The 14,319-nt window shown below is 65.9% G+C and carries 11 protein-coding genes; 4 read left to right on the top strand and 7 right to left on the bottom strand.

Features of this window, described 5'->3' with window-relative positions:
* Positions 1 to 269: 269 nt before the first annotated feature.
* Positions 270 to 1,232 (bottom strand): alpha/beta fold hydrolase, encoded by a 963-nt coding sequence (locus PM1_RS10745; RefSeq protein WP_009618719.1) that lies wholly within the window; start codon positions 1,230 to 1,232, stop codon positions 270 to 272.
* Positions 1,233 to 1,308: 76 nt separating this feature from the next.
* Positions 1,309 to 3,678: a phosphoenolpyruvate synthase gene (gene ppsA / locus PM1_RS10740; RefSeq protein WP_009618717.1), complete on the bottom strand. Its 2,370-nt coding sequence runs from the start codon at positions 3,676 to 3,678 to the stop codon at positions 1,309 to 1,311.
* 165 nt (positions 3,679 to 3,843) lie between these two features.
* Here ppsA and ppsR point away from each other — a divergent pair, with 165 nt between their 5' ends.
* The 4 genes from ppsR to PM1_RS10720 all read left to right on the top strand — a co-directional run bounded on the left by ppsR (position 3,844) and on the right by PM1_RS10720 (position 7,926).
* On the top strand, positions 3,844 to 4,662 hold the full coding sequence (gene ppsR, locus PM1_RS10735; RefSeq protein WP_009618715.1) for a posphoenolpyruvate synthetase regulatory kinase/phosphorylase PpsR: 819 nt from the start codon (positions 3,844 to 3,846) through the stop codon (positions 4,660 to 4,662).
* Positions 4,663 to 4,864: 202 nt separating this feature from the next.
* Positions 4,865 to 5,404, top strand: coding sequence for a retropepsin-like aspartic peptidase RloA (gene rloA / locus PM1_RS10730; protein ID WP_009618713.1), 540 nt, complete (start codon positions 4,865 to 4,867; stop codon positions 5,402 to 5,404).
* Positions 5,405 to 5,409: 5 nt separating this feature from the next.
* Positions 5,410 to 6,936, top strand: a complete 1,527-nt coding sequence (gene rloB / locus PM1_RS10725; RefSeq protein ID WP_009618711.1) for an osmotic stress tolerance membrane protein RloB — start codon at positions 5,410 to 5,412, stop codon at positions 6,934 to 6,936.
* Positions 6,937 to 6,939: 3 nt separating this feature from the next.
* A complete protein-coding gene (locus PM1_RS10720; protein ID WP_009618710.1) occupies positions 6,940 to 7,926 on the top strand; it encodes an alpha-L-glutamate ligase-like protein in 987 nt (328 codons plus the stop codon).
* Between the two features lie 1,025 nt (positions 7,927 to 8,951).
* On the opposite strand, the gene PM1_RS10715 is transcribed toward PM1_RS10720, so the two are convergent.
* The 5 genes from PM1_RS10715 to PM1_RS10695 all read right to left on the bottom strand — a co-directional run bounded on the left by PM1_RS10715 (position 8,952) and on the right by PM1_RS10695 (position 14,094).
* Positions 8,952 to 10,115 carry a MalM family protein gene (locus PM1_RS10715; RefSeq protein WP_009618709.1) on the bottom strand — a complete coding sequence of 388 codons (1,164 nt, stop codon included), beginning with the start codon at positions 10,113 to 10,115 and terminating at the stop codon, positions 8,952 to 8,954.
* Between the two features lie 11 nt (positions 10,116 to 10,126).
* Positions 10,127 to 11,725, bottom strand: a complete 1,599-nt coding sequence (locus PM1_RS10710; RefSeq protein ID WP_009618708.1) for an outer membrane protein transport protein — start codon at positions 11,723 to 11,725, stop codon at positions 10,127 to 10,129.
* Positions 11,726 to 11,743: 18 nt separating this feature from the next.
* Complete coding sequence (locus PM1_RS10705; RefSeq protein ID WP_009618707.1) at positions 11,744 to 12,748, bottom strand: transporter; 1,005 nt, start codon at positions 12,746 to 12,748, stop codon at positions 11,744 to 11,746.
* A gap of 45 nt (positions 12,749 to 12,793) precedes the next feature.
* Positions 12,794 to 13,555, bottom strand: coding sequence for a C39 family peptidase (locus PM1_RS10700; RefSeq protein ID WP_009618706.1), 762 nt, complete (start codon positions 13,553 to 13,555; stop codon positions 12,794 to 12,796).
* 74 nt (positions 13,556 to 13,629) lie between these two features.
* Entirely contained in the window at positions 13,630 to 14,094 is a 465-nt protein-coding gene (locus tag PM1_RS10695; protein WP_009618705.1) for a DUF6160 family protein, read from the bottom strand.
* Between the last annotated feature and the right edge of the window lie 225 nt (positions 14,095 to 14,319).

Raw genomic sequence — 14,319 nt, 5'->3', positions numbered from 1 at the left:
ATTCCCCTGTAGGAGCGCGCCCTGCGCGCGAATCGCGGGCAGGGCCCGCTCCTACAGGTCGCCGGGAGGCACGACATTCCTCCCGCCGTAGGAGCGGACCTTGTCCGCGATAGCCGGACGCCCCGGCGCGATTCGCGGATGAGATCCGCTCCTACGCTGCCCCACCCGCGTCATTCCCCTGTAGGAGCGCGCCCTGCGCGCGATTTCGCGGGCAGGGCCCGCTGGCGAGTATGGCTCCTACGAAAAGCACCTCGGCGCAGCCTGTAATCCTACGGGTTGCCGGGAGGCAACGCCTGGTGTTCCAGCCAATGCAGGACCCGCGGCCAGACCTCGCGCTGGGCGCCCTTGCTCACCAGCATCTCGACGTGCCCGAAGTTTTCCGAAAAGCCCTGCCGGCGCCCCAGGCAGAGGTATTCGCGGACTTCGGAGCCGAACTGCTCGAACAGCTTGCGGCAGGCCCAGGGCGGGTCCTGGCGGTCGCCCTCGGCGCTGACCGCCAGCACCGGCGCCGTCACCTTGGCCAGGCCGCCCCACCAGTCGTTGTCGCGTTCGCCGAAGCGGCCGAACAGGCCATGCCAGCGCAAGGCCTCCAGGGCCAGGCCGATGGGCTCGTCCTCCGGGCCGCGGCGCAGGCGCGGGCCGGGGATCACGCCCAGGCGCTTGAGCAGCAGGCGCCCGCTCCAGGCCACCGGCGGCAGCTTCAGCGCCCAGTAGTCGCGGCTGACCTGGCTGCCGAACAGGGCCACGCTGGCCACCTGCTCCGGCGCCAGGTAGCCGCCGCCGAGGGTCGCCGCCAGGCTGATGCCGCCCAGGGAATGGCCGATCCAGTGCGGCGCCTGGCCGCTCTGCTCGACGACGAAGGCGGCGATGGCCGGCAGGTCGAAGCGCGCGTAGGCGGCGACGCTGTTGCGCGAATAGTCGAGGTTGCGCGGCGACAGGCCGTGGCCGCGCATCTCCGGTATCCACACGTCGAAGCCGGCGCGCGCCAGGTACGGCCCCAGGCCGATGGCCTTGGGCGAGTACCAGAAGCGCCGGTTGGAGAAGCTGCCATGCACCAGGATCACCGGCGCACCGCGCTGCTCGCGGCCCGGCAGGCCCAGGCGGGTCAGCGCCAGTTCGACGCTGGGGTCCGGGCTGTTGTTGGGCTTCAGGCGGTAGACGTCCTCGGTGAGGTCGCCACGCAGTTCGGCGCTGACGAGCGCCACGGGAAAGAGTCGGCTACTGCTGTGCATGTCGTGGAATGGGTTGGCACGAAAAAAGGGCGGGTGCAAGCACCCGCCCTTCCTGAACCCGCAGGTCCGGTTGGCGTCAGGCCTGGCCTTCGGCCAGGAAGAACCAGGTGTCGAGCACCGAGTCGGGGTTCAGCGAGACGCTCTCGATGCCCTGCTCCATCAGCCACTTGGCCAGGTCCGGGTGGTCCGAGGGGCCCTGGCCGCAGATGCCGATGTACTTGCCGGCCTTGTTGCACGCCTGGATAGCGTTGGCCAGCAGCTTCTTGACCGCCGGGTTACGCTCGTCGAACAGGTGCGCGACGATGCCCGAGTCGCGGTCCAGGCCGAGGGTCAGCTGGGTCAGGTCGTTGGAGCCGATGGAGAAGCCGTCGAAGAACTCGAGGAACTCCTCGGCCAGCAGGGCGTTGGACGGCAGTTCGCACATCATGATGACCTTCAGGCCGTTCTCGCCGCGCTTCAGGCCGTTGGTGGCCAGCAGTTCGACCACCTGGGAAGCCTCGCCGAGGGTGCGCACGAAGGGCACCATCAGCTCGACGTTGGTCAGGCCCATCTCGTTGCGGACCTTCTTCATCGCCCGGCATTCCAGCTCGAAGCAGTCGCGGAAGGATTCGCTGATGTAGCGCGAGGCGCCGCGGAAGCCGAGCATCGGGTTCTCTTCTTCCGGCTCGTAGAGCTTGCCGCCGATCAGGTTGGCGTATTCGTTGGACTTGAAGTCCGACAGGCGCACGATGACCTTCTTCGGCCAGAAGGCCGCGGCCAGGGTGCTGACGCCCTCGACCAGCTTCTCGACGTAGAAGCCCACCGGGTCGTCGTAGCCGGCGATGCGCTTCTCGACGCTTTCCTTGATGTCGGCCGGCAGGCTGGCGAAGTTCAGCAGCGCCTTGGGGTGCACGCCGATCATGCGGTTGATGATGAATTCCAGGCGGGCCAGGCCCACGCCCTCGTTGGGCAGTTGGGCGAAGTCGAAGGCGCGGTCCGGGTTGCCGACGTTCATCATGATCTTGAACGGCAGCTCGGGCATGGCGTCCACCGAGTTCTGGCGCACGTCGAAGCCCAGCTGGCCTTCGTAGATCAGGCCGGTGTCGCCTTCGGCGCAGGACACGGTGACCTGCTGGCCGTCCTTCAGCACGGCGGTGGCGTTGCCGCAGCCGACCACGGCCGGGATGCCCAGTTCACGGGCGATGATCGCCGCGTGGCAGGTACGCCCGCCGCGGTTGGTGACGATGGCGCTGGCGCGCTTCATCACCGGCTCCCAGTCCGGGTCGGTCATGTCGGAGACCAGCACGTCGCCGGGCTGCACCTTGTCCATCTCGGAGACGTCGTGGATGACCTTCACCGGGCCTGCGCCGATGCGCTGGCCGATGGCGCGGCCTTCCACCAGGACCTTGCCCTTCTCCTTGAGCAGGTAGCGCTCCATCACGGTGGCGCTGGAACGGCTCTTCACGGTTTCCGGGCGGGCCTGGACGATGTACAGCTTGCCGTCGTCGCCATCCTTCGCCCATTCGATGTCCATCGGCCGCTGGTAGTGCTTCTCGATGATCAGCGCCTGCTTGGCCAGTTCGGTGACCTCGGCGTCGGACAGGGCGAAGCGCGCGCGGTCGGCCTTCTCCACGTCGACCACCTTGACCGACTTGCCGGCCTTGGCTTCGTCGCCGTAGATCATCTTGATCGCCTTGCTGCCCAGGTTGCGGCGCAGGATCGCCGGGCGGCCGGCTTCCAGGGTGGGCTTGTGCACGTAGAACTCGTCGGGGTTCACCGCGCCCTGCACCACGGTCTCGCCGAGGCCGTAGGCGCCGGTGATGAACACCACGTCACGGAAGCCGGACTCGGTGTCCAGGGTGAACATCACCCCGGCGGTGCCGGTTTCCGAGCGGACCATGCGCTGCACGCCGGCGGACAGGGCGACCAGCTTGTGGTCGAAGCCCTGGTGCACGCGGTAGGCGATGGCACGGTCGTTGAACAGGGAGGCGAAGACTTCCTTGGCCGCGCGGATCACGTTGTCCACGCCGCGGATGTTCAGGAAGGTCTCCTGCTGGCCGGCGAAGGAGGCGTCCGGCAGGTCTTCGGCGGTGGCCGAGGAACGCACGGCCACGGCCATGTTGTCGTTGCCGCCGGCCATCTCGGCGAAGGCCTTGCGGATGTCGGCGTCCAGCTGGGCGGGGAACTCGGCGTCCATCACCCACTGGCGGATCTGCGCGCCGGTCTTGGCCAGGGCGTTGACGTCGTCGACATCGAGGGCGTCCAGGGCGGCGTGAATGCGATCGTTCAGGCCACTCTGCTCGAGGAAGTCACGGTAGGCCTGGGCGGTGGTGGCGAAACCACCGGGAACCGAAACCCCAGCACCGGCGAGGTTGCTGATCATTTCGCCCAGGGATGCGTTCTTGCCCCCCACACGTTCGACATCATGGACGCCGAGCTTATCGAGGGAAACTACGTACTCTACCAAGGTGATCTCTCCACTGAATGTTGGAAAAGCTCAAACGGGCCACCGCGACGCTGTCCCTTTCTGGCCGCGGCCAGAAAAATAAGTGACAATGCCCCGGCAGGAGGCCTTGCAAAAGCGCGGCCTATCATACTCAGGATTCTTTCCTACATTAAGGCCCGCAGCGCAATGAAACGTACGGCTTTCTTCATTTCCGACGGAACCGGCATCACCGCCGAAACCCTCGGCCAGAGTCTTCTTGCGCAGTTCGAGAACATCCATTTCCACAAACTGACGCGACCGTACATCGACACCGAAGAAAAAGCGCGCGTCATGGTACAGCAAATCAACGCGGCTGCGCAGGCGGACGGCGCCCGCCCGATCATCTTCGACACCATCGTCAACCGTGAGATCCGGGCGGTCCTGGCCCAGTCGAACGGCTTCATGATCGACATCTTCTCGACCTTTTTGTCCCCTCTGGAGCAGGAATTATCCGCGGACTCGTCGTATTCCGTCGGAAAATCCCACAGCATCGGCCACAATCCGCACTACATGGAGCGGATCGACGCGGTCAACTTCGCCCTCGACAACGACGACGGCGCCCGCACCCACTACTACGACAAGGCCGACCTGATCCTGGTCGGCGTGTCGCGCTGCGGCAAGACGCCCACCTGCCTCTATATGGCAATGCAATATGGCATTCGTGCGGCGAACTATCCGCTGACCGAGGAGGACATGGAGCGCCTGCAACTGCCCAACGCCCTCAAGCCCTACAAGGGCAAGCTGTTCGGCCTGACCATCGACCCCGACCGGCTCACCGCCATCCGCAACGAGCGCAAGCCCAACAGCCGCTACGCCAGCTTCGCCCAGTGCGAGTTCGAGGTGCGCGAGGTGGAGAACCTGTTCCGCCGCGAGAACATCGCCTACATCAACTCCACCCATTTCTCGGTGGAGGAGATCGCCGCCAAGATCATGGTGGAGAAAGGCGTCGAGCGCCGCCTGAAGTAGCCCCGCACGGCCCTGTGAACCGGCTCACGCTGCCGCCCGCCGGGGCCTGGCGGGTGTCGTCACACGGGACCTGCGTGCTAGAATCGCGCCCCGCATCCCTCCTGGGGGGCCCAGGCCCCGGCCAAGGATGACTCGCCCGCAGGCCGTGGCGTTTGCCGGATGTACCCGTTCACTGGCCTACGGCCCCCAGCGCTCAGGACTTATGAGACTCAAGCCCACAGCCCTGCTGCTCCTGATTTTCCTGGCAGCCTTCGGCGGCCCCGTCGGCGCGGCCGGCAAGACCGTCTACGGGCTCATCGAATACGCCCACATCGGCCAGCTCGACCAGGTGCTGGCGGCCAAGCTCGACACCGGCGCCAAGACCGCCTCCCTGAGCGCCCGCGACATCAAGCGCTTCAAGCGCGACGGCGAAACCTGGGTGCGCTTCTACCTGGCCACCGACACCGCCGACAGCCAGCCGCTGGAGCGGCCGCTGGCGCGCATCAGCAAGATCAAGCGGCGCCACGGCGACTTCGACCCCGACGAGGGCAAGGCCTACACCGCGCGTCCGGTCATCGAGCTGGACGTCTGCCTGGGCAGGCTGCGCCGCACCATCGAAGTGAACCTTACCGACCGCAGCGCATTCCAATATCCCCTGCTGATCGGCTCCGACGCGCTCAAGCGCTTCGGCGCCCTGGTCGACCCCAGCCTGAAATACGCCGCCGGCCAGCCCGGTTGCCCCGTTGCGAAACCTGCCGAGTAAAGCCCATGCGCTCCATCAACCTGCACCTGAAGATCCTGATCGCCATCCTGGTGGTCCTGGGCGTTTCCATCACCGCCTACCAGATCTTCATCCTCGGCATCCCCATGACCGAGGCGGAAACCGACGACCTGTGGAACATCGACGCCAAGGTCGAATTCCTCGCCACGCCGAAGACCCCGGTCAAGGTGCAGATGTTCGTGCCGCCGCTGACCCAGGGCTACGTCAGCCTCAACGAGAGCTTCGTCTCGAACAACTACGGGGTGAGCATCAACCGCGCCGACGGCAACCGCAAGGTGACCTGGTCCTCGCGCCGCGCCAACGGCAAGCAGACGCTCTACTACCGCCTGGTGCTGACCAAGCGCTTCAGCGGCGAGCAACCCAAGGAAAAAGGCCCGATCTTCCGTGACAGCCCGCCCCTGGAAGGCCCGGAGAAGATCGCCGCCGAAGCGCTGATCGCGCCCATCCGCCAGCACTCGGCGGACATCGAGACCTTCGTCAGCGAAACCATCAAGCGCGCCAACAACCTGGCCGACGACAACGTCAAGCTGCTGCTGACCGGCGACACCAGCCTGGAGAAGCGCTCGTACATCGTCGAGACCCTGCTGGCCCAGGCCCACGTGCCCATGGAGCGCGTGCACACCCTGCGCCTGCTGGCCAACCAGGCGCAGAGCCCGGAGCTGTGGCTGCGCAGCTACAACGGCAAGGACTGGCTGTACTTCAACCCCGAGACCGGCGAGCGCGGCCTGCCCGCCGACCGCCTGATCTGGTGGCTGGGCGACGAGCCGCTGCTGGCGGTGGAAGGCGGCAAGAAAGCGCTGATCAGCTTCAGCCTGAACAACAGCGAGATGAACGCCATCCGCCTGGCCAAGCTGACCAACGAGAACACCGACGCATCCTTCCTCGACTACTCGCTGTACGGCCTGCCGCTGTCCACCCAGCAGACCTTCCAGATCATGATCATGATCCCCTTCGGCGTGCTGGTGATCCTGGTCCTGCGCAACCTGATCGGCATCCAGACCCTCGGCACCTTCACCCCGGTGCTGATCGCCCTCGCCTTCCGCGAGACCGGCCTGCAGTGGGGCATCGGCCTGTTCACCGTGATCACCGCCCTGGGCCTGTCGCTGCGCTCCTACCTCGAGCACCTGAAGCTGCAGATGCTGCCGCGGCTGTCGGTGGTGCTGACCTTCGTGGTGGTGATGATCGCCGCCATCAGCCTGCTCAGCCACCGCCTGGGCTTCGAGAGCGGCCTGTCGGTGGCGCTGTTCCCCATGGTGATCCTGACCATGAGCATCGAGCGCCTGTCGATCACCTGGGAAGAACGCGGCGCCGCGCACGCCATGAAGGCGGCGGTGGGCACCCTGTTCGCCGCGGCCCTGGCGCACATCCTGATGCGCGTGCCGGAGCTGGTGTACTTCGTGTTCACCTTCCCGGCGGTGCTGCTGCTCCTGGTGGCCTTCATGCTGGCGATGGGTCGCTACCGCGGCTACCGCCTGACCGAGCTGTTCCGCTTCAAAGCCTTCCTGAAGGACTGAGCCATGTTCGGCCTGATCAAGCGGTGGAAAGCCCTGGAAGCCAAGGGCATCATGGGCATCAACCGGCGCAACGCGGACTTCGTGCTGAAGTACAACAAGCGTCACCTGTACCCGATCGTCGACGACAAGATCATCACCAAGGAACGCGCCATCGCCGCCGGCATCCACGTGCCGGAGATGTACGGGATCATCTCCACCGAGAAGGAGATCGAGAAGCTCGATTCCATCATCGGCGAGCGCAACGACTTCGTCATCAAGCCGGCGCAGGGCGCCGGCGGCGACGGCATCCTGGTGATCGCCGACCGTTTCGAGGGCAACTTCAAGACCGTCTCCGGGCGCATCATCAGCCGCGAGGAGATCGAGTATCAGCTCTCCAGCATCCTCACCGGCCTGTACTCCCTGGGCGGGCACCGCGACCGCGCGCTGATCGAGTACCGCGTCACCCCCGACCAGATCTTCCGCAGCATCAGCTACGAGGGCGTGCCGGACATCCGCATCATCGTCCTCATGGGCTACCCGGTGATGGCCATGCTGCGCCTGCCGACGCGCCAGTCCAACGGCAAGGCCAACCTACACCAGGGCGCCATCGGCGTGGGCGTGGACCTGGCCACCGGCATCACCCTGCAGGGCACCTGGCTGAACCGCAAGATCGCCAAGCACCCGGACACCACCAACGCGGTGGACGGCGTGCAGCTGCCGCACTGGGACGGCTTCATGAAGCTGGCCGCCGGCTGCTACGAGTTGTGCGGCCTGGGCTACATCGGCGTGGACATGGTGCTGGACCAGGACAAGGGCCCGCTGATCCTCGAACTCAACGCCCGCCCCGGGCTGAACATCCAGATCGCCAACGACTGCGGCCTGACCGGCCGCGCCCAGGCAGTGGAGGCCCACCTGGTGGAGCTGCAGGCCAAGGGCGTGCAGGAGACTCCGGAGGAGCGGGTGCGTTTCTCGCAGAAGCTGTTCGGGCATGTGCCGACGCGGGAGATCTGAGGCGGAGTCGGGGGCTTTTCGTGGGAGCGAGCTTGCTCGCGAACGGTGTTTCCCGGGGGCTTTCGGTGCTGGGTTCGAGAGCGCCCTCTCCCCAACCCTCTCCCTGAAGGGAGAGGGGGCTGTCCTGAGCGACGCGTCGGTCAGGCGCCATCCTTCAACCCCGTCATTCCAACGCGGGAACCCAGAGACTTTTGGGGTTGGGCTCGGTGTAGCGCGCCGCTCCGAGTCTGCGGAGATTTTTTGTTTCGCCCCCTCGGGCGAGTCCCTTTTGTCAAACGCCACAAAAGGAACCAAAAAGGCTTGCCCCGACATACGGGCCCGATGGAGCCGGGCTACCCTCGCGAATTCCCCCGCCACGGAGGCCCGCCCCGAGGGTACGTCCCTGTAGCCCATCGGGGCTCTCGCGACATCCATGTCGCATGACCTCCTGAGCGCCGGTTTCGCTCGGCCTTCTGAAGGGGCGTTTCGGTGCGCTCGGCTATTTCTCTGGAAGTCCGAATCGCGGACAAGGTCCGCTACACCACCCCACCCACACCATTCCCTGTAGGAGCGCGCCCTGCGCGCGATTTCGCGGGCAGGGCCCGCTCCTACAATCCGCCGGGAAGCATGGTGTTTCCCCGTAGGAGCGGACCTTGTCCGCGATAGCCGGAACCTCCGGCGCGATTCGCGGATGAGATCCGCTCCTACACCACCCCACCCGCGCCATTCCCTGTAGGAGCGCGCCCTGCGCGCGATTTCGCGGGCAGGGCCCGCTCCTACAATCCGCCGGGAGGCATGGTGTTTCCCCGTAGGAGCGGACCTTGTCCGCGATGGCCGGAACCTCCGGCGCGATTCGCGGATGAGATCCGCTACGGTTCCAGGAAGCACGGCTTTTCGTAGGATGGTGTTGAGCGAAGCGATACCCATCACCACGGCAGCATGGGTATCGCAAGCTCAACCCATCCTACGGTTCAGGGAAGCACGGGCGTAGGAGCGGACTCCGTCCGCGATCGACCAACCGCCCGCAGCGGGCTATCCGGTGACGCTCAGCGCACCACCGCCAGCTCGAACCCGCCCTGGTCGGCATGCTGGCGCACCTTCATGCCCTCCTCGTTCACCGCCAGGTTTTCCAGCGGGCGCTTGTAGGGTTTGTTGTCCAGCGTCTGCAGGGCGCGGTCCTCGTCGGTGGTCAGCAGCAGCACGTAGCGCTCGCCCTGGTTGGCGCGCACCGGCACCGTGCCTTCGATGAAGGCGTAGCGGTACCAGGTTTCCGGGTTGAGCTTGTAGACCGCGTCGCTGACCAGGCGCGTCGGGCGCTTGCGTTCGTCGAGGAACAGCAGCGAGGGGTAGACCACCTGGTGGTTGGAGAAGCTGCGCACGCGCAGGCCGTAGACCTGCTGCGAGGCCGGCAGCTTCATGGCTACGTAGTAGCTCTTGCCCATGGGGAAGTCGAAGCTCGGCGAGAACTTGTTGAGCTCCTCATAGCGCGGCTCATCGGCGTTCAGCTCGGTGAACTCGCCCTCGGCGATCTGCTCGCAGCAGCGTCGCTGCAGGTCCTGGTAGAGGTCATCGAGGGTCTTGCCGCTGCCCTTGAGCAGGGCCTTCATGGCGTCGCTCTGCTCGCCGCTGCCGTCCAGCCCCGGCAGGGCCTGCGGGCGCTGCTTGAATTGCACCTCGCGGCCCTCGGTGAAGGCGATCTGGTTGCGGCGGATGCCGTCGGCGCGGTCCTGGGCGGTGATCGGCGAGTTGTGCATGCGGCCCTGCTCGTCGACCCAGGTGTAGTACGGGTTGCCGTTCTCGCTGCGGACGAAGCCCTTGTCCTCGTAGGCCTCGGCGTCGATGTACTCGGAGGAATGGTCGCCGTTGGGCAGCACGTAGTCGCCGCGCCCAGCCGGCACCTGGTTGCCGGCGTAGAAACTGTTCTGCAGGTTGCCCTGGCCGTCCACCCAGGTGAAGTAGCGGCGCTTGCTCTCCCCCGCCGGCGCGCTGCCGGGCCAGAGGGTGCCGCCGTCGTCGCGCAGGCGGGCGCGGTCGCTCTGGTCGATGCGCCTGGCCGCCTGGCGCTGCTGCTGGCCGTAGCCGGCGTCGACGAAGGTGTTGTGCACCTGGCCGTTGTCGTCGATCCACGACAGGTAGCGCCCGGCGTCGGCCAGCGCCGGCAGCGGCGCGGCCGCCAGCAGGCAGAGGAACAGGTGGCGGGAACGCTGCATCGGGCCGCTCCTCAGAAGGTGGTGTTGTAGGTCAGGGCGAAGATATAGGCCTTCACCGTGGTATGTACATCCATGCCGGCATAGGGGTTGTAGACCAGGTTGTCGATGCCGGTGCAGGTCAGGTTGCAGCTCTGCCCGGCCTTGATGCTCTGCTTGGAGACGAAGTAGTTGAAGCCCAGGTCGATGTTGGTGTCCTTGTCCCAGCGGTAGCCCAGGCCCAGGCCGTAGAGGTCGGCGTCGCCGATGGGCACCAGGGCGTCGGCCTTGCTCTTGGGGATCGCCGAGGGCCGGTACTCGTAGCCGGCGCGCAGCTGCAGGCGGTCGTTGACGTCGTACTGCACGCCCATGGCGTAGCTCCAGGTGTCGCGGTAGCCACGGTCTAGGATGATGCTGTGGTCGGTGGCGCCGTTGGGGGCGAAGTTCTTGGCGATGCGCAGCAGGTCCAGTTCCCTGTCGAACTCGATCTCCAGGTTGTTCCAGTCGCTGTAGCCGCTCCACTTGAGGTCGAAGTTGAACTGCCAGTCGTCGAACGGGCGCAGCTTGATGCCGGTGGAGAAGTTGTCCGGGTTGGTCATCTTCAGCGTCGCCACGCCGTGCTCCTCCTCGGCGTTGCCGTAGGGGAACAGCGGGCTGAGGAAGGCGCCGAACACCGAGTTCTGCAGGCCGGACCAGAAGCCCTGCCAGTCCTTGGTGTAGTCCACCCGGTACTTGCCCTTGAGCTTCATGCGCGACTCGCTCTGGTACACCGCGCCCCAGGCGAACCAGTCGGTGGGCTCCCAGAGCACGCCCAGGTTGTAGCTGGGCGAGAGGGTCTGCTGCATGTCCAGCTTGAGGTTGGCCAGGGTGTCGTAGGGGCCGATGCGCCCGCCGCAGACGTTGAACACCAGCTCGACGATCTCCTGCGCGCCGGGCACGCAGGTGGTGTCGTGGAGGGTCTGCAGCAGGCCGGTGAGCAGGCCGGGGTTGCGGAAGTCGGTGTCCAGGGCCATGGCCTGGTGGGAGAAGCCGATGGACAGGCCGAAGGACAGCGTGTCGTTCATCTGGTAGCCCACCGAGGGCGAGAAGTAGGTCAGCCGCTGCAGCGACACGCGGCGCCCGTCGTAGCGCCCCGGGTCGCCGTCCGAGTCGCGCGAGTAGCCCAGCGCCTGGGGCGTGTAGACGTTGGTGGCGAAGGTGAACTTGGAGCCCGGCGGGTTGATCGACAGGCCCGCCAGGGGCGCCACCAGCATGGGCACGTCGGTCATGCCGCCCAGGCCCGGCAGGTACATGGTCGGCGTCATGGTGCGGCTGTGGGAGTTGGCCACCGGGTCGTCGGACACGCCGAAGGTGCTCTCGCCGTAGTTCGGCGGCGCGTGGAAGCCGGCGCGGATGTCCATCACCCCGCTGACCAGCTTCACCGTGGTCTGCCGGCCCTTGAGCTTGGTCAGCGCCGCGGGGTTGTAGTGCACGGCGTCGATGCCGGTGGAATCGGCGGTGACCGCGTTGCCCAGGGCCATCGCCTTGGGGTTGCCGATGGTGATGTCGTTGGCCAGTTGGGCCTGGGCCGGCAGAATCCAGCCAAGCCCCGCCCCTGCCATCGCCAGCAGAAGTGGCGAAATGCGCTTCGTCATGGGAACTCCGCTCGCCGTTTAGTCGGGCTTAAGGCCCTTGATATCCAGGGGCAGGGAAACCCCCAGCAAGATATCCGGTGAGTCTTCGGTCAGGCCGAAGCCGGCGTTCACGTTGACGATGTAGTCAGGCGAGGTGCGCAGGCCGAGCGAGAAGTTCATGACCGCGCTGGTCTGCTCGGGAGCCTCCACCGTGCGGGTGTCGAAGTGGTAGCGGCTCTTCATCTGGTAGGCCATCTGGTAGGAGGTGGCCAGGGACACGTCGTAGGACAGCGCGTAGGCCATGCCCATGGCGAAGTTCAGGGTGTCGCCCGGGGTGACCTTGTTCAGCTCCTCGCCGTACTGGTTCTGGTGGATGTTGTCGACCTTGAGGTTGTAGGTGTAGCCGAGCGAGCCGTAGAGCACGACCGGATCGATCACGTAGGACATGTTCGCGCCCACGCCGAGGCTGTAGTAGCCGTTGCCGGTGGACACGTCCTTGTCCGGGTTCATGTCGAACGGGCTGTCGCCGGTGGGCAGCCCGAGGGTGGCGTAGAAGGTGGTGACCGGCCGACCGCGCATCGCCGCCCAGGGCTGCCAGCGCAGGGTCGCGGAAATGTCGCCGAGGCTGTAGGCGTGGACGTCGCTCTCGGTGTCGTACTTGGCCACGAAGGGCAGGCGCAGGCTGAAGGTCAGGTTGTCCCAGATGCCGTAGTCGAAGGTGAAGGAGTTGGTGAAGGTGTGCTGCGCCTCGCTGGTCGCCAGCACGCTGTAGACGCTGTCGCCGGTGCGCACCTGCTGGATGCGGGTGTCGCGCATCATCGAGTAGTCCAGGCCGTAGGTGAGGGTCCGCTCGCCCTTCTTCAGCAGGGTGTAACTCTTCTCCGCCGCCTGGAACACCTCTTCCAGAGCCTTGGCGCTGTCGGCGTCGTCGGCCTTCTTGGCCAGCGCGTCACGCGCCTGGTCGACCGAGCCTTCCTCGGCCGGCGCCGGGCCCGATGCCAGCAAGGCCAGTATGGCGGCGCACGCATACCCCCTGAATCTCATGATGCAATCCCCTGGTCTTGTTCTTATGGAAGGATGAAACGTCGATCACTTGCTGCGTATGAACTGCACGTCGCCTTTGGATGCGGCCTCGATCATCCGGTTGCTGGTGAACTTGCTCATCTCCGGGAACTCGCGGAAGGCCAGCAGGCTCACGGTGCGGTCGTCCACCAGGCGCAGGTCCTGCTCCTTCAGGGCCAGGGCGTTCTTCGGCTCCTGGCCGCTCGGGTAGATGACGAAGAGCACGTTCTGGTCCCAGATCGCCTCGAAGCGGCTGCGGGTGAAACTGATGTTGCCCAGGGCAGGATCGGCAACGAAGACGTGGTCGTTGTAGACGTCGCGCACCACCACGAAATGCTTGAAGCCACCGTAGTGGATGGGCACCAGCGCCGGGTGTTCCAGCGAATCCAGGTCGGAGAATTCGGCGCGGAAGCCGCCGCTCCTGTAGCCCAGCGCGGCCGCGTAGCGCTTCATGTCCAGCAGCGAGAAGCCGCGGCGCTGGACGATCTTGTCGGCCTCGCCGTACTTCAGCAGGCCTTCCATCACCTGGCGCTCCTGCAGGTCGCGGCCCAGGTAGTAGTCCAGCAGGGTGGTCAGCGCCGCCGAGCCGCAGCTGTAGTCGTAGGCCTGGCGGATGACGTTGCGGAACTGCACCTGGCTCATGGGTTCGAGTTGCACGGCCTCGCGGAAGGGGCCGTTGGGCGTGAGCTGCTGGGTGATGTTCACCGTGCCCCGGGGTTGCGGTTGGGTATCCACCGTCTGGGTGAAACCGAACAGGCCGAGCAGGCTTCCCAGCAGTATCTCGAACATCCCCTCTCCTCTCTCCTGGAAGAACCCTTGCCGGCACGGGCCGGCAAGGGGATACGCGTCACACGACCGATGGATCAGTGGCCCCAGATGCGAACCTGGGAACCGGCCATGTTCAGGTTGGACACGGTCAGCGAACCGATGCTGGCGGCGCTGGTGTCGCCCACCTTGATGGCGCCCACCGAGACGTCGCCGGTCATGCCCGGCAGGCCCAGGGCCAGTTGCTGGGTGTCGGCGGTGCCGATCTTGGTGGTGACCACGTCGACGGTCAGCGGGTTGGCATCGTCGATCTTCAGGGCGGTGCCGCCCGGGCCGGTCAGGGTGATGTTCTCCAGGCGCAGGGAACCGGACTTGGTGTCGTCGATCTTGTCGGTGTAGACCACCGCCCCGATGCTCGCCTTGAAGTCACCGGCGATGCTGATGCCGTCCTGGCCGGTCACGCCGGCGAGCGCGCTGTCGTCCATGGATTTCAGATCGGCATGGGCCAGGAAGGGAGCGGCCAGAACAGCACTTGCAAGAACCAGTTGTTTGATTTTTTTCATTCTTGTTTCTCTCCAGTGTTCAGGTGGGTTGCCCCAGGGCACTGCAGGGGGCGTCCTGCCCCGCTGCAGGTTGGCCGGCCAAGCCGACCCTCCAGACCCGCGCCGTCTTCCCTAGGTGCCGCGGGCATGGATTCGTGAAGCTCCAGGCTTCGCGTCCTGTTTCCCAAGCTACTGGGCAACCCCCCACCTGCCAGCCCATCCAAGGGATGGAGCCGGAAACGCCGT

Source organism: Pseudomonas sp. M1, assembly GCF_022760135.1.
In the GTDB taxonomy this organism is placed as follows: domain Bacteria; phylum Pseudomonadota; class Gammaproteobacteria; order Pseudomonadales; family Pseudomonadaceae; genus Pseudomonas; species Pseudomonas citronellolis.
This window is presented reverse-complemented; position numbering and strand designations above follow the sequence as displayed.